Origin of the sequence: Aliicoccus persicus, from assembly GCF_900110815.1 — a bacterium.
GTDB classification, from domain to species: Bacteria; Bacillota; Bacilli; order Staphylococcales; family Salinicoccaceae; genus Aliicoccus; species Aliicoccus persicus.
Genome location: NZ_FOIT01000002.1, coordinates 111,345 through 126,805 on the forward strand (window position 1 = coordinate 111,345; position 15,461 = coordinate 126,805).

14 protein-coding genes, 2 pseudogenes and 1 riboswitch are annotated in these 15,461 nt (G+C 36.7%); of the genes and pseudogenes, 6 read left to right on the plus strand and 10 right to left on the minus strand.

Going from position 1 to position 15,461, the window contains the following annotated elements; all coding sequences use genetic code 11:
• The first annotated feature begins 27 nt into the window (after window positions 1–27).
• Window positions 28–411, plus strand: a complete 384-nt coding sequence (locus tag BMW30_RS10715) for a hypothetical protein (RefSeq protein ID WP_245705627.1) — start codon at window positions 28–30, stop codon at window positions 409–411.
• Window positions 412–507: 96 nt separating this feature from the next.
• Window positions 508–882 (plus strand): GIY-YIG nuclease family protein, encoded by a 375-nt coding sequence (locus BMW30_RS10720; protein WP_245705628.1) that lies wholly within the window; start codon window positions 508–510, stop codon window positions 880–882.
• Between the two features lie 121 nt (window positions 883–1,003).
• On the opposite strand, the gene BMW30_RS10840 is transcribed toward BMW30_RS10720, so the two are convergent.
• The 4 genes from BMW30_RS10840 to BMW30_RS04200 all read right to left on the minus strand — a co-directional run bounded on the left by BMW30_RS10840 (window position 1,004) and on the right by BMW30_RS04200 (window position 6,344).
• Window positions 1,004–1,162: an ASCH domain-containing protein gene (locus BMW30_RS10840; protein WP_091474210.1), complete on the minus strand. Its 159-nt coding sequence runs from the start codon at window positions 1,160–1,162 to the stop codon at window positions 1,004–1,006.
• 383 nt (window positions 1,163–1,545) lie between these two features.
• On the minus strand, window positions 1,546–3,351 hold the full coding sequence (locus BMW30_RS04190; protein WP_091474212.1) for a M3 family oligoendopeptidase: 1,806 nt from the start codon (window positions 3,349–3,351) through the stop codon (window positions 1,546–1,548).
• Between the two features lie 923 nt (window positions 3,352–4,274).
• Window positions 4,275–5,582, minus strand: coding sequence for an NtaA/DmoA family FMN-dependent monooxygenase (locus BMW30_RS04195; RefSeq protein ID WP_091474214.1), 1,308 nt, complete (start codon window positions 5,580–5,582; stop codon window positions 4,275–4,277).
• A gap of 12 nt (window positions 5,583–5,594) precedes the next feature.
• The gene (locus BMW30_RS04200; RefSeq protein WP_091474215.1) at window positions 5,595–6,344 is read right to left on the minus strand and encodes a 3-oxoacyl-ACP reductase; all 750 of its coding nucleotides are present in this window, start codon (window positions 6,342–6,344) and stop codon (window positions 5,595–5,597) included.
• A gap of 105 nt (window positions 6,345–6,449) precedes the next feature.
• Window positions 6,450–6,552, minus strand: a riboswitch (TPP riboswitch).
• 347 nt (window positions 6,553–6,899) lie between these two features.
• Here BMW30_RS04200 and BMW30_RS04205 point away from each other — a divergent pair.
• Window positions 6,900–8,042, plus strand: coding sequence for an MrcB family domain-containing protein (locus BMW30_RS04205; RefSeq protein ID WP_180366211.1), 1,143 nt, complete (start codon window positions 6,900–6,902; stop codon window positions 8,040–8,042).
• 84 nt (window positions 8,043–8,126) lie between these two features.
• On the opposite strand, the gene BMW30_RS04210 is transcribed toward BMW30_RS04205, so the two are convergent.
• On the minus strand, window positions 8,127–8,606 hold the full coding sequence (locus tag BMW30_RS04210; protein WP_091474218.1) for an immunoglobulin-like domain-containing protein: 480 nt from the start codon (window positions 8,604–8,606) through the stop codon (window positions 8,127–8,129).
• A gap of 116 nt (window positions 8,607–8,722) precedes the next feature.
• Window positions 8,723–10,501, minus strand: a complete 1,779-nt coding sequence (locus BMW30_RS04215) for a cation:proton antiporter (RefSeq protein ID WP_091474220.1) — start codon at window positions 10,499–10,501, stop codon at window positions 8,723–8,725.
• A 147-nt stretch (window positions 10,502–10,648) separates the two neighbouring features.
• On the opposite strand from BMW30_RS04215, the pseudogene BMW30_RS10845 reads away from it, so the two are divergent.
• Window positions 10,649–10,732 (plus strand): annotated as a pseudogene (locus BMW30_RS10845) (TetR/AcrR family transcriptional regulator); the annotation flags it as partial.
• Window positions 10,733–10,779: 47 nt separating this feature from the next.
• Here BMW30_RS10845 and BMW30_RS10730 read toward each other — a convergent pair.
• The 3 genes and pseudogenes from BMW30_RS10730 to BMW30_RS10850 all read right to left on the minus strand — a co-directional run.
• Entirely contained in the window at window positions 10,780–11,091 is a 312-nt protein-coding gene (locus tag BMW30_RS10730) for a hypothetical protein (RefSeq protein ID WP_245705629.1), read from the minus strand.
• A gap of 31 nt (window positions 11,092–11,122) precedes the next feature.
• The gene (locus tag BMW30_RS04225) at window positions 11,123–11,629 is read right to left on the minus strand and encodes a GNAT family N-acetyltransferase (protein WP_091474224.1); all 507 of its coding nucleotides are present in this window, start codon (window positions 11,627–11,629) and stop codon (window positions 11,123–11,125) included.
• 29 nt (window positions 11,630–11,658) lie between these two features.
• A pseudogene (locus tag BMW30_RS10850) lies at window positions 11,659–11,808 on the minus strand (TetR-like C-terminal domain-containing protein); the annotation flags it as partial.
• Window positions 11,809–11,975: 167 nt separating this feature from the next.
• Between BMW30_RS10850 and BMW30_RS04230 the strand changes: the two are divergent.
• Window positions 11,976–12,317 carry a DUF6176 family protein gene (locus BMW30_RS04230; RefSeq protein WP_091474226.1) on the plus strand — a complete coding sequence of 114 codons (342 nt, stop codon included), beginning with the start codon at window positions 11,976–11,978 and terminating at the stop codon, window positions 12,315–12,317.
• A 112-nt stretch (window positions 12,318–12,429) separates the two neighbouring features.
• Here BMW30_RS04230 and BMW30_RS04235 read toward each other — a convergent pair whose 3' ends face one another.
• Window positions 12,430–13,110, minus strand: a complete 681-nt coding sequence (locus tag BMW30_RS04235; RefSeq protein WP_091474228.1) for a TVP38/TMEM64 family protein — start codon at window positions 13,108–13,110, stop codon at window positions 12,430–12,432.
• 178 nt (window positions 13,111–13,288) lie between these two features.
• Here BMW30_RS04235 and BMW30_RS04240 point away from each other — a divergent pair, with 178 nt between their 5' ends.
• Window positions 13,289–15,343, plus strand: a complete 2,055-nt coding sequence (locus BMW30_RS04240) for a S9 family peptidase (RefSeq protein WP_091474230.1) — start codon at window positions 13,289–13,291, stop codon at window positions 15,341–15,343.
• Window positions 15,344–15,461: the final 118 nt, after the last annotated feature.

A 15,461-nucleotide genomic window follows, 5' to 3' on the forward strand; every position in this document is an offset into this window, starting at 1 on the left:
ATATGCGTCGGCAAAAGGAAAATTAGTATGATAAAACTATCAGAATTTATTAAAACTCCCAATGATAAGCGTACCAAAATTAAATTTAACATGAATCCCGCGGATGTAAATTTAAGAGCATGGGACTTCTTACTCGAAGACGATTCTGAATGGCTAATCATGAATGCCTGGAAGACAAAGCAGCCAAATAACAATCTGAACCATGCAGACTATTTAATTGCTTTAGCTCAGTACTATCCTTACGGACCGGAATACTTTGTGTTTGGCGGACTTTATCGGGTAGAAAAAAAGATCCCGGAAGTCTTTAATGATGTAGGGTACAATTTAACCCTGATGAATGACTATCAAGAATATATAAAAAGATTAATTATAAAAATTGAGAAGCCCATAGGCAGAGACGTATACAACTGAAGGTACCATACAATTCAAACGCAACTAAATCCCGAAGTTTACGAGATTGCGCCGAATATTAAACTTGGCCATGTCCCTGGTTACCAGAATGTGCGAATGAGTCATAAAGAAATGCAGCAAGTCCTCACGAGAGAGGATCCGAGTTGGAAATCAGCACTTAGTTATGTTAAGGATATTTATGTCATCACAGATAAAAGCAATGGTAAACTCTATATCGGTTCTGCGTCCGGTAATACTGATGGGATATGGCAAAGATGGGCAGGATATGCGCATTTAGAAAACCTAACAGGTGGAAACAAAGAATTTAATAATATTGTATTAAAAAATGGTAGAGCGCATATTCAAGAATACTTCCAATACTCAATTCTTGAAATCTTTGATACGAGAACTAAAAGTGAAATCATTATCGAACGTGAAAATTATTGGAAAAGTGTGTTCGACACGAAAAAACATGGAATGAATCATAACTAGTTAAACTTAAATAAGATAACTATCTCTGCGGTCACCTTCCGCAGTGTAGTTATCTTTTATATTGAATTTATTTAATAAATATATTCCTTCCCTGTGTATAAAATACTTATGTTATGCCGCATCATTGAAAAACGACCTTAAATTCCTCACAAACAACTTTTGTATTTATATCAAAGGTAAGTCCTGCTTCTTCCAACCATTTTTTAAATAATTCTTCATGTATCTTTCGCCAATACTGAAGTGACCGTTGGCCCCATGGAGCGTAATTCTGAGGGTACAAGTTTTTGGCTTGCTATGGGTTTGGCTTTAAAAGATTTATACGGATTTAGAAACAGAACACTAAAGTCATTACTGATTAAATTGAAGAATAGTTACTAAATACAGTATGATATTAGAAATATGATGACAGTAGTATTATCTCCTGAATATCGCCATGGTATTCAGGAGATATTTTCATATCTATTTGAAATAATTCTAGAAGTGTTTGATTTAGATATTGATACAACCAAAACGTGATAAGTTAATTTAAAGAATAACTTATCTGAGAATAACCGCATCATAGAGCGATACGCTGAGAGTTATCATAAGTGATACGTGTTCTTAAAAATTTAAGACAGTGAAAAGAGACCTAATATCAATCCGATATTAGGTCTCTTTTAATAGTTAAACATACGATTCTGTAAGTTCTAAAAATTCTTCAATATCTTTATGCACAGAATCCAGTGCTTCTTGCCAGAAGTCTGGTTTTCTCAGGTCAACATTTAAGTGCTTTTCAGCAAGGTCTTCTGTAGTCATGCTCGCAGTATCGCGAAGAAGTGCAATATAGTCATCTTCAAGTAACGTATCGTCTTCTAAGAAACGGTTGTATATACCTAAGCTGAAAAAGTATCCAAATGTATAAGGGAAGTTATAGAATGGTACGCCTGTATTATGAAAATGTAACTTTGTTGCCCAGAACATTGGATGGTATGAACGAAGTGCATCTTGATATGCTTCTTTTTGTGCTTCTTCCATCAGTTCTTGCAGTCTGTTGCTGTCTACAGTTCCTTGTTGGCGTTCATCATATAAATTGCGTTCAAAGATATAGCGTGCATGGATATTCATCATAAAAGTCGCACTTCTAGCAATTTTTTCATCTAGTAAGTTGATTTTTTCTGCATTGGACGTTGCATTTTCAATCGTTGCATTTGAAACGACAAGTTCCGCAAATGTAGAAGCTGTTTCTGCAACGTTCATTGCGTAACGTTGGTTAAATAGTGGTAAATCACGCAGGACATAACTATGGAATGCGTGTCCGAGTTCATGTGCGAGTGTTGACACGTTGCTTGTGCTACCGGCAAACGTCATAAAAATACGTGACTGTTTAGATTCAGGAAGATTTGAACAGTATCCACCTGGACGTTTTCCTGGACGATCTTCCGCTTCAATCCACTGCTCTTCAAAAGCTCGATGTGCCATCTCTGCCATTTTTGGACTGAATGATTTAAAGTTATCGATAATAAACGTTGCTGCTTCATTGTAAGTATACTGCTTGTTCGTATAATCACCTACGTCAACACTTGCTGTAACATCGAGCCATCCTAATTGATCAACACCAATTAGTTGCGCCTTTCGTTCAAAGTATTTTTTGAAAGGTGTTTTATTTTTTGTAATAGTATCCCACATCGTATCGAGAGTTTCTTCTTCCATACGGTTGTAATCAAGCGGTGCTTTCATATAATCTTTATAGTCGTGAAGTTCATAGTTGTTTAAACGGAATCCTGATAAATGATTTAGCGTTGTAGAGAATAAATACGCTTTTTTCTCCCATGTCTCTTCCCAAGTTTTTAAAAGTTTTTCACGATGTTTTGGATTTTCTTCTGACTTCATCTTGTTTTCAAATTGACCCGCTGAATAATAAACGGTTTCATTATCTTCAGTGACTGGAATTTGAATAGAAGCGACGAGTTGATTGTACATATTCCCCCAGCCCTGGAACCCGTCTAGTGATAAATGATTGATGATTGTTTCTTCTTGAGTGGATAGTAAATCTTTTTCTTTTTGACGTATTTCTTCTAACGGGAAACGCATCGGCTTAAAGAATTCGTCCTCTATCAGCTTGCTAAATTGATCTTCAGTCAGCGCACTGATTTTTTTATTTAAAATAATATTCTGTGATGAGAAGTCTTTACGTAAGTTTGCAACAGCATTTGAATTCTGCAGTGCTTTTTGATCGGTAACATCCGCAGATACTAAACCATTCGCAAAGCTCCCCATTTCACCAAGTGCGTTTGAAATTTTTTCGTAGTGTCGTAAGATCCTCTTCAGTGACGCAAAATCATTTGAATGTTCGTCCAGCTCCCAATTATCGAGCTCTTGAGAAAAAGCTGTAATACTATCTTTTACTTCTGATAATCGTTTTTGAAAAGCTTCAGATGCACTTCCACCAGGAAACACACTCTCCATATCCCAATTTTCTTTGTAGTTCATCAATTTCCTTCCTCTCCAAGTTAAAACTGTATTTAATTTAATAATACAGGAAATGAATGTAGAGAAACACTAATCACATTAATATACATCAATAGTCCGAGCATGTACCTATGCTAAACGATAAAAAGAAGAGCAATATTTGTAGAATGTAAACTAATGAGAAAAAGCGATTTTAATTAACACAGCAAGAGTTAGGAGTGCAGATGAGATGACTCTTGTTGAAGTGCTTAAAAGAGGAAAATTAAAAGTTTTGCGATTGATGTCCATGAAGAGTCAAAGATGAATCCTAATTTAATTGGCATGGAGAATGTAGTCTTAACGCTATATATTGGAAAATGTTTACGTTTATAGTCAAATATAATATAGACAAACTTACTTTATATTAATTCAACCTGTAAAATTTTTTAATTCACTAGTTTGGAGGATAACTAGAAGTGTATCATAAGTGATCCAAGAACTAGATTTGATTATGACAAGAAAACTTGTTATAAACTCACCGCCCTAAATTGTTAGAACGGTAAGTTAAGTAACAAGATCCAATGAAATTTCTCGAGTTAGTAGTCTTTAAATTTCATCTTATCACTTTCTCTATTTTTATTTATCAAATCCTCTATATATAAATCCCATAAGTACTACAACTTGAAATAGGATTAAACTAGCACAAAAAGTGAGTGACACTAAATGGTATAGATAGAGCTGTAGAATCTATCAAAATAATGCTTGGTAAATCCATTTATTCATCTGTTTGTTTTTAACAATATAAACTTCTAAAAAGCCGAAAGCTATACCTATTAACAAATATACTATTATATAATTATTCACTTTCTGAACCCTAGTTATTATTTTTTCTGGAGATATTTATGTCCCAGCCTCAATATAAAAAACACAACGTAAAATTGAGGTGTACCTATGAATCATTCAGCTTAATACTTATCGAGTTCCAGCATTTCTCTAAACGTTTCACCGTTATAATCTCTTCTAAAAATGCCGCGTTTTTGCATTTCCGGAATGACTAAGTCGACAAAGTCTTCAAGACTTCCCGGGAGTGTTGGAGGCATCAAGTTAAATCCATCTGCGGCACCTTCATTCATCCATCTTTCTAATTCATCGACAATTTCTTCAGGTGTGCCAATGAGTGTTAAATGTCCACCTCCAGCATTGAGATAACCGAGTAGTTCTCTGACTGTGGGATTTCTGTCTTCTATAATTTCTAAAACAGTTTGATAACGTCCAACAGGTCCTTTGAATTCTTCGACTGGCGGCAATTTTGGTACTTTTTCGTCGAGTTTCCATGATTTTGTATCTTGCTGAATAAAGAATTCGAGCTGATTAAGTGCAGTATCAATTGGAAGTAGGTTGTCTAATTTTGCTTTCTTTTCTTGCGCTTCTTTTCTTGTTTTACCCACGTAAGTCACTAGCCCCGGAAATACTTTGATATAGTTGTCTGGACGACGGCTTTCTTTTATGGCTTGATTTAATTTTTCACGATAAATTTTTGCTTGTCTTAAGTTCCAAGAAACTGAATAAACAGCATCAGCATATTTCGCAGCAAGTGCAACACCTTCTTTTGAAGCCCCGGCTTGCATCGCCACTGGCTTACCCTCTTTTCTTAAAGGTAAAGTTAGCGGACCTTTAACTTGGAAGTTTTCACCATTGTGATTGAATGGCTGAATATTTTTGTTTTTAGTAATTGTGTTATTTTCTTTATCTGGCTTGTAGCTTTCAATTGACCACGATTCAAATAGTTTATTCATGACTTCAGCAAATTCATCCGCTTTCTTATAACGAACGGCTCTGTCAGGCAATTCAGGCATACTGTGGTTTTGTGCTTCGCGGTCGGTCATTGATGTCACTAGATTCCATCCCATGCGTCCTTTTGTTATGTGTTGCAGTGTGAGTAACTGTCTTGCTGTGGTAAATGGGTTGTTAAATGTACCTGAAATAGTTGCAACAAGTCCAACGTTATCTGTGACTTTACTCATAGCAGTTAATGCAACAATTGGATCAAAATAACTCGCTGGCAATTTTGATGGACTATCTGCGGGGAAGGCTTGTGAATCTGCGAAAAATACGGCATCAAATTTTCCGCGTTCTGCAATTTTTGCCAGATTTTCATAATATTCAATTGTCGTGAATTCATTGATACTCGAATCATCTTCTAACCATGCTGCCTGATGATGACCCACACCATACATTAAAATCCCTATATTTAACTGTTTAGAATTATTCATAATATATACCGCCTAGTTCATAGTAAGTCCGCCGTCTACCGTGATGTTTTGACCGGTAATCCCATCTGCTGCCTCAGAACAAAGATAAACAACCATATTAGCAACGTCTTGTGGTGTTGTTACTTTTCTCAATGGTGTGGACTGTGCGATTAAATCAAATACTTCTGGTGTTGTGACTGCACTTGCGTCTGTTGTTTTCAGTAAACCGCCAGAAACAACATTTGCACGGATACCATACTGTCCAAGTTCTGCTGCAACGTTTCTTGTGAACCCAATTAAAGCAGCTTTTGCAGTGGTGTACTCATGATATGGTACTACAGGATTTTGATATAGATTCGTTCCAATACTAATAATTGCACCGTCTTTACGTTCTAAAAACTGTGGTATTACACTTTGTGATACATTGAATGCAGCTTTTAGTGTCCCGTCTAACTGTTGCTCGTAATCTTTATAAGTTAAATCTTTAAATGCTTTTTGAGTGGTTGGATCAAATTTAAAATTAACGAGTGCATTGTTTACAACAACATCAATCTGGCCGAAATGTTCAGTCCCTTTTTTAACTAACTGTTCAACTGCTTCACGGTCTGTAATGTCGGCTTGAATCGCAATGGCTTGTGCTCCAATTTCGTTTTTTAACTTCTCTGATTCTTCTTTACTTTTGTTGTAGTTAATTATGACATTAAAACCTTTTTCACTTAGTGCTTTTACGATATAGCTGCCAAGTCCTCTTCCGCTTCCCGTTACTAAAACTGTCCTTGTCAAATAAATCACTCCTATAATTTTTTAGAATAAAAAAATACGCAGCCTTCATAGGAAAGTTACGTATCGAGAGTAAATTATATGCCCGCAAAGACATAGATATACAACTGTATCGATGTAACACTTTCCTACGCCAGTTTTAACTGGATCAGGTTCAAAGGGTCTGAGGTTACCCTCATCTCAGTTTATAAAAACGCCCCTAGTGCGAATCTATTCTATTTAACATCATTGTAGTACTTTACAAAGATACGTCAAGTAAATCACAAATTATGTGAATTGGAACAAACACAATTCAAATTCAACTCTGTAACTGTACTGCTATCTAGTTCTTATATGATTGAGTGAATGTTATAAGATAGTTATCAGTATAATTAAAATCTAATTTTATTTGCAATATTTAACATTTTAGAATAACTTGAGGTTATTCATTGGAAAATTAAATAGTTAAGACCACTACAGGCAATCTTACTCATTAACTTAAGAAGCACAGCTGAAGCAATAGATTATATGCATGTGTGAAGTGAAAATAGAAAAAATTTTAATACTGGAGGAATCAACTTGAGCAATGAACTAAGAAACAGTTTTAATCAAGTGTTGGAAACATACTTTCATGAGAGAAACTTAAACAGTAGTCAATCAGGACATCCGTTAAGTCAATTAAGTTTAATTCGAAATGAAATTATGCCTAAAATGAGTTCGCAGTTTAACGAAAAATATCATGTCAAAGGGTCAATCGGTACACCCAAAGAATGGGCTTGGATTCCGTGGCTTAAAATCGGATTGAGGAACAAAATTATTCATGTGAATGCTCATCATGGATTTCACATAATGTATATTTTCAGAGAAGATATGAGTGGATTTTATCTAAGTTTGATGCAGGGTTGGAATTACTTTAAAGAAGAATACAACGTTGAGACAGCACACATTAGAGTACGTGAACTCGCTGCAAAAATAAGACCTATGATTGTTTCAGAAGACGATGGTGAGTTTGCTGCAAACATGGACTTAAAGACAGACGGAAACTATGGCTCTGGTTATGAAAGTTCATATATCTTCGGTAAGTTTTATGAAGCAGGAAAAGTTCCATCAGATGAAATTCTATTTAATGACCTAGATAAGATGCTGCAACTCTATGATAGATTAGCTGGTCTGATAGGGAATAGAACTTTTCAAGAATTTAATAGAGAGCTACTATTGAATGATGATTTACTCTATGGCGAAGAAAATACCGAAGAACAAGATTATCAGACTAAAGCGAATGAAACTGTTTCGGAAGTACTAGTTGAAGAACATGTAACATCACCAAAAGTAAAGAAAGCAACGGTGAGATCATCAGATTTAAAAGAATATTATCCCCGTGATGCTAACCAAGCAGGGATTGCAATTGAGCTAGCCGGAAATAAATGTGAGTACGATGATTCTTTGCCTTCATTCAAAAGAAATACTACAGGAAAAACTTATGTTGAAGCGCACCACCTGATACCGGTCAGTAAGTATAGGGCATTTGATTATGATATTGATGTGCCAGAGAACATTGTTGCTTTGAATCCCATGATTCATCGTCAGATACATCTAGGTAAAGATGATGATAAGCAACAAATTATAGAGAAACTATTTGAAGTTCGCAAAGAAAAATTAAGAGAAGCAGGTATAGGAATTACTCTGGAACAGCTGTTGGAGATGTATGGTATAACACATTAATAGAATCAAAAAAGCTATGACCATCGGCATCCTCAATGGTCATAGCTTTTTTGTTATTCTTTGAACAAGTTAATTGATGTGACTTTACTCAACGGTAAACTCATCAGCCAACCAGAATCTCGAATCTTCTTCTTCGTAACGAAAGGCTTTTGATAGACGATATTCACCCGAATCAATCGTTAAGTTATATTTACCCGGGTCTATTGAATGAACCCTTTCCCCTTCCGGTTTAATGAAATGACCGAAATTGGTAAACGAGTAAAAGTCACTGAAGATTTTATCTTCAAAAGCAAGCATATACCACTCACCGTTCACTTTCTTCTCCAGATAAAAGAACTCACCATACTCAAGCAATGATTCACTCGAATTGTCTATCGTATATTTGATATTGTCGACGGATCTGTCATAAGACGCTTCTGTCACAGATAGTTTCAGATCATGACTCGCGCTATCTCGATTCTGATTTGGACTTGGATTTTCTAACAAGTCAGCTGAAATCGGTTGGATGCATCCGGACAACGTCAAAGACGTAATCATCAACAATAATAAGTACTTGAAATGCATATGGATTCCCCCTTGTAATCGTTGGAAACCTTATACCTTAAGGATACTACGAATAGGTGAAAACTCCATGTGATATGTTTCACAGAGGGCAATGATACGTTCTTTACTAATAATATTTAATCTATCGCATTTTTCATGACACCGAGCGTCCATTCATCTTCTACTTGTAGTTTTACAGTTTTATTTTTAAATGTGATGTGTTTATCCTCATCGATGTAATAGATGACTAAATCATTTTTAGTCAGTTCTTCAACCTGGCTCGCTGAGATTTCAATGAAATTCCCTTCTTTTGTGAGTTGATTCAGCTTTCTATAACCGAGGTCATCATGAAACAAAATGTGGCTGTGCATAGCACTTCCAAGCATGTTATTTCCTTCTCTATAATCTGGACTCAGTAACATGACATTTTTAACGCCAAATTCATCAGCCATTACTTCATGAGCGAGTAGATTAAGTACAGTAGATCGCGTCATAATGAGACTCTTTTCGAATCGTGTGAGGTCAGCATACATTCTGTCATCTTCACTTAACATGTTGCCATCAAATCGTTCGATACCGTCATCTTCTTCTGTTTCTCTGTAATCTCCCAATGCGTCTGAGATCATAACGGGTATGCCGTGCTGTTTAATGTTTTTTGCGACTTCAAGTGAGAACGGACTTTCACCAATCATGATGACGCCTGGTGGTTCGCTACTTGATAATCCAAGTGTTTGACTGAATGGTTTGAATCCAAAACCATAGATGACAACGGTTATGAATGACAAGCCGAACGTTACAGGAAGTATGAGTTCTGCCATTGGCACTTCAAGTGTATTAAACTGTTCCATGAAGAAACCAGCGACGGTTAGTGCAACCACACCTCGTGGTGCTACGACACTTAAGAAAGTTCGCTCTTTCATATTTAGTTCTGCACCGATTGTAGAACCGTAGATTGAAAGCGGTCTGACGATGATAATCATAGCAGCACAGAACAGAATGACTTCCCAACTGACGACGAAGCTGAGCATTTCTCGAGTGAGTGAAGAGGTGATTAGAATGAACACCGTTGAAACGGCAATCATTGTCAGTTGCTCAACAAAGTGATTTGACTCGTTGTAAATTAAGTCTCTCTTCTTATATCTTGCCATGCCAAGACCAAATATTGTCACAGACAGTAGTCCGGATTCATGTAATATGAAGTCACAGACACTAAAAATAAGTAGTACAAATACGAACTGCATCGGTGCGATTAGATGGGGACCGATCATGTCTTTCTTGACCATGACAGTAAAGAGTTTTGTCGCACCTAAACCGATGATGACTGCAATTAACAAGCCGAGTATATATTCAGCTAATATCGCTATGCTGAACCCTTCGATTGACATTCGAAATCCGTAAAACACAAATAATGCGATTAGTGGTCCAACCGGATCAAGAATGATACTCTCCCACCGTAGGATTGAGTCAACGGAGCGCTTCACCCTCGCCTGTTTTAACAGTGGTTGAATAACGGTTGGACCGGTAACGATGAACAATGCCGATAGTACAAGTGCAATTGCGAGTGGGAAATCAACAATATAATATAAAGCTACCGTACCTAAAATCCACCCGATTAATGCACCATATGTCATAATGCGTCTTAAAGTTTTAGAAATCCCGAGCAATTCGCGGGTATCCAAGTTACTACTACCTTCAAATAAGATAATTGCTACAGACAGTGACACAATCGTGCCATATATTTCTGGCCCCATCGTTTCTTGTGGATTAACGATTCCTATGATTGGACCGATAAGCAGTCCGATGATTGACATGACGACAATCGCCGGCCATTTTAAGAGATTGGCAAGCCACTGACTGAATATTCCAAGACCAATGAATAGTGAAACGAGCAACATGAGTGGGAGGTCTATATTCATTAAATTCACCTTCTGTATTTAGTATGTTATTCACTGTTGATTATAGACAAGATATCTTATAAAGTATAACGCTATTCAAATATAAATATCGGTAATACAATTAATATAAGTCGCGAAAGAGAAAAATAATTAGATGAAAAGAACTTAGATGAGCTTTCAGTTACAGAAATATGCAAAAACGCAAAGATCAATCGAGGTACTTTTTACTTGCATTACGGCAAAATTGAAGATGTATTTGAAGAATACTTTAAGGAAATCACTTTAGATTTAGCAGAATCTTATAATGAACCATACCGACGCGTAGAGAAGTTTGTGGTTGAAGAGTTAGATGCATCAACTTTTAAATTAAATGCCCAGACGAATGTGAAGACAATGCCAGGATGTGTTTCGTCTTTTGCACTATGCTCAAATATGCCCATACGTAAATTATGAGATAGTCTAAAAGTGTCTTCGTTCCAACCGATGTATGGCCATATCGCATCGAGCGTGACGTGATTATGCAACAAAGGTAAATTAAATGCTTGACCAACCTTTTCCCCGATTGTCATCTTCCCCACTGCTTGTGGGCCAAATAATAGTACAACTTTCATGTGACTCCCCCATTACGTTGTGAGCATTTTTTTATATTTTTATAATCTTCTTCCCCATTATGACGAGATCTCTTTTGACACCATCTAATTCTGCAACTTCGGGTAAGTGTGCCCATTTTTCAAAACCTAAACTCGAGACGAGCTTAAGGCTCGGTTCATTATGCGCAAAGATAAATCCAAGCAACGTATCAATTCCTAGTTTGGGTGCTTCATCGAGTACTTTGCTTAAGATCTCTTTACCAAGTCCTTTGCTGCGCGAGTTTTCATGTAGATATATGCTCAGTTCTACAGTACGGTCATACGCAGGTCTGCCATAGAACGTTTCAAAGCTGACCCAACCACAAATTTCTCCGTTGTTTTCAACCATCCACAACGGTCTTTTATCTGGTGTGTGATTTTTAAACCAATCTAATCTATCTTCAATAGTCACAGGCTCAGTATCAGCAGTTACCATTCGACTTGTGATTGTTGAATTATAGATTTCGACAATGATTTCCAAATCTTCAATGATGGCATCTCTAAAAGTAATGTTATTCATGCAGGGACCTTCTTTCTCATTTTCATTTTTTATCTTTTTAGTTCGTCCGGTGTTACTGATTGATATAATATAACTGTTCTTCTTGAGAACGTTTCAGCATCTTCGGGATTGTCACTATTTAACCACCACGCCAACAGACCCAGAACGCCATATGAGAAGAACTGTGATGCAACTTCCCTGTCTTTTTCATCTTTAACCTATCTAGTACAAGTTAAAACCCACTTAGGTAACAACTGTGTAGTAATACTCAAATTACAATACTTTGGTTATAGAGTATAAATGATTTGTACTTAATATTAGCTAATATACGAAAATATTTATTTAGAATGAGAGAAGGTAAACGAAAATGAAAGTGGAACTAACAAGGTTTAGAGTGAAACCAGGTAAAAGTAAACGTGTTGATGATTGGATGGAATATTTCCGGCTGAATATGGATGATATTCAGATAAATCTCGATGATGAGAACACATTTGTTGAGTCAATTTTTCGAGAAGAGTTTTACGGAGAAGAATATATTTATTGGTACAGTGTTAAAAGTAATAAAGAGAATGAAAGTGATAAGGAACCATATCTAGATCCAACGCATCTAAGGTTTATGGATGAGTGTATTGATAAGACATATCGCCCTGAGGATATGAACGCAGAAGTAAACATGATCAAAAGAGATATCAGTCAAGTAATGATTTAATACAGTGAATAGTATCTAAATAAAAATCCAATTATTCAATCATTGATTATTGAATAATTGGAATTTTTATTTTACCTATGTCAGTCAAAGTTTATTTGATGTTGTTAAAACACTAAATCACTCTCTTTTGTGACTTCTTCATGTATCTGTAAGAAGTCCATGTACCTACAAGTACGACAACCCAAGCAGAAACGAGTACTATACCATTAAACAGAGATTGGTTGGCAGCAAATGAACCAAGGGCAACCAATGATATTTGTCCTGGTAAAGTGGCGAGTAACGTTGCTGATACAAATGTGGATTGGGTGACACCGAGTGCACCAGCACCATAATTGACCGGCCAATACGGGAGTCCTGGCATGAGTCTTGCAGTACACATCGCAAGGAACCCAGCATTACTCAAATACTTTTTCACGGTTCTTCCATGACCACTAAGAATTTTGAATGTCCATTTTTGACCTGTAAAACGGGCAAGCCAATAACCAAGCCACGAACCTATGGCGACACCTGTGTAGGAGAATAAGGTACCTTCAATCACACCATAAAGAGACCCTGCGACGAGTGCGGGTATCGTTACGGGAATTGGTGTAATGGCGATCAATGCTGTAATGCCAATGAAGATTAGCCAGCCAGCCCAACCGTAACCTTGGACCATTTCTCTTAGTTCAGCCGGTCTTGGAACATCTACATTAAAACTCACCCATATCAATATGCCGATGACTAATACGAGACCGAATAGAGATAAGATTGAACGTAGAGAAAAAACACCTGTAGAATTCCTCTTAGACCTCATAATGCTTCCTCTTTCCTATGTTCGCTATTAAATAATTTTCAAAATGAGTTGAATTAACAACAGTTTAACAAAAATTCAATTTTATAGATATTACTAAAGTTACCATGAAGTTGGTTATTTCCTATAGTATAATGAACACAAAGAAATGAATATTTATTTCAAATGAAGGGAGATTATTATGCAACCACCTAAAGCAAAACAAATACCATATGAACACAGAATTCATGATGACGTACGTCAAGATCCATACGATTGGTTAAAAGATTCGGATAATCAAGAAGTCATTGACTATTTAGAAGAAGAGAACAAATATTTCAAACATAAACTTTCTTCGCTACAAGCACAATCAGATCAGATTTTTGAACAGATGGTTGAACGTATACCAGAATCAGAAGAAGTCGTACCGGTAAAACGTGGGCCTTATTTCTATTACTCTCGATTAGAAAAAGAACAGCAGTATGAGATTTATGCACGCAAGCGTGCGGGCAGACGTGAAGATTTAGATGATGCTAAAGAAGAGATTGTTCTTGATGTTAATACTTTGTCTGATCCAAACAATGAAGAAGAATACTTAAATGTTACTGAGCAGCGCATAAGTTCGGATCATAAATTACTTGCATACTTAGAGAATAGAGATGGCACCGATCGATATACGCTATTCATTAAGAATTTAGAAACAGGTGAATTGTTGGAAGATAAAATTCCGAATGTCTATCTGTTTAGTAGTATCGAATGGAGCAAGGATGGTAAGTACATTTTCTATATCACGCTTGATGATATGCAACGTCCAGATAAATTATGGCGTCATCAGTTAGGTACAAGTATTGATACGGACGAGCTTCTGTACGAAGAGAAAGATTCAACGTTTACTATATTTATGGAAATGACGCAGAGTGGGAAGTTTATCAGTGTGATTTCAGGATCAACGATGACGACCGAAGTCAGATTGATCGACACGGAACAACCACTTGAAGCACCCAAGTTAGTTGATGCGCGTAAGCGTGGTGTGATTTACTTTGTTGAGCATTGGGAGAATGATTTGATTATTGTTACAAATGAAGATGCAATAAACTTTAAATTATTAAGTGCATCTTTAGGTGATTTCAGTGAAAAACAAGTTCTTGTTGAACATGATGAGAAACGTTATATACAAGGTGTTTATCCGTTTAAAGGCGTACTGTTTGTTTACGGTCGTGAAAATGGTATGACTCAGATTTGGAGGCTTGAAGCGGGTCAGCTTGAACTTGTAAATTGGGATGAGGATATTTACACAGTCTATATTATTGGCGATCAAAGCTATGATGCTAGCGAAGTATTGATTGGATTTTATTCGTTGATTACTCCGAAAACGACGTATGCACTAGATATTGGTAGTGGTAAAAAAGAGGTACTGCAAGTTGCACCAGTGAGTGGAGACTACGATAAGTCGAACTATGTTCAGAAGCAACTCTGGGTTACTGCTGCAGATGGTGTAGAGGTGCCGATGATGATGCTCTATCATCAGGATGCTCTTAAGGGCGGACCTGCACCACTAATTCTTGAAGCGTATGGTTCATATGGTTCGAATAGTAATCCATTCTTTAGTCCATATATACTTCCAATTTTAGATCAGGGTGTCGTGTTTGTGACCGTTCAAATTAGAGGTGGATCTGAAATGGGACGTACTTGGTATGAAGATGGAAAAATGAACAAGAAAATGAACTCATTTACGGACTTTATTGCAGCCGCAGATTATTTAATTGACGAAGGTTATACGACTGCAAATCAGCTTGCTGCTCGTGGTGGTAGTGCGGGTGGATTACTCGTTGGTGCTGTTGCTAACATGGCCGGTAGTAAATTCAAAGTCATTGTACCAGAAGTGCCATTTGTTGACGTTGTAACGACGATGCTTGACGATACATTGCCGCTAACGACGCTAGAATGGGACGAATGGGGAAATCCTCAAAATGAAGAATCCTATCATTACATGAAGTCATATAGTCCGTACGATAACGTAGAGAGTAAAGATTATCCACATCTATACGTGACAGCAGGATTAAATGATCCTCGGGTCGGTTACTTTGAACCAGCAAAATGGGTTGCGAGATTACGTGAGATGAAAACAGATGATAATACGATTGTTTTAAAAACACATATGGGTGCCGGACACTTTGGTGCATCGGGTCGTATCAATCATTTGAAAGAAGAAGCGGAGTGCTATGCGTTCGTTTTGGATAAGATACTTACAAAATAAAGCGTATATTAAACACATCATCAGTAGATGGTGTGTTTTTGTTTGAAATTGGGACACAATCTCACAAATTGACTTTAGAAATTTTCGTATTCATACTTGTATGTAGCAATACCTTTTA

Excerpts from the sequence above, each read along its gene's own strand:
- BMW30_RS10730 (WP_245705629.1), bottom strand. The coding sequence starts at position 11,091 with ATGAAAGTTGTACTATTATTTGGCCCACAAGCAGTGGGGAAGATGACA.
- BMW30_RS10715 (WP_245705627.1), top strand. The coding sequence starts at position 28 with ATGATAAAACTATCAGAATTTATTAAAACTCCCAATGATAAGCGTACC.
- BMW30_RS04230 (WP_091474226.1), top strand. The coding sequence starts at position 11,976 with ATGAAAGTGGAACTAACAAGGTTTAGAGTGAAACCAGGTAAAAGTAAA.
- BMW30_RS04225 (WP_091474224.1), bottom strand. The coding sequence starts at position 11,629 with ATGAATAACATTACTTTTAGAGATGCCATCATTGAAGATTTGGAAATC.
- BMW30_RS04210 (WP_091474218.1), bottom strand. The coding sequence starts at position 8,606 with ATGCATTTCAAGTACTTATTATTGTTGATGATTACGTCTTTGACGTTG.
- BMW30_RS10720 (WP_245705628.1), top strand. The coding sequence starts at position 508 with ATGAGTCATAAAGAAATGCAGCAAGTCCTCACGAGAGAGGATCCGAGT.
- BMW30_RS04215 (WP_091474220.1), bottom strand. The coding sequence starts at position 10,501 with ATGAATATAGACCTCCCACTCATGTTGCTCGTTTCACTATTCATTGGT.
- BMW30_RS04235 (WP_091474228.1), bottom strand. The coding sequence starts at position 13,110 with ATGAGGTCTAAGAGGAATTCTACAGGTGTTTTTTCTCTACGTTCAATC.
- BMW30_RS04195 (WP_091474214.1), bottom strand. The coding sequence starts at position 5,582 with ATGAATAATTCTAAACAGTTAAATATAGGGATTTTAATGTATGGTGTG.
- BMW30_RS04240 (WP_091474230.1), top strand. The coding sequence starts at position 13,289 with ATGCAACCACCTAAAGCAAAACAAATACCATATGAACACAGAATTCAT.
- BMW30_RS04190 (WP_091474212.1), bottom strand. The coding sequence starts at position 3,351 with ATGAACTACAAAGAAAATTGGGATATGGAGAGTGTGTTTCCTGGTGGA.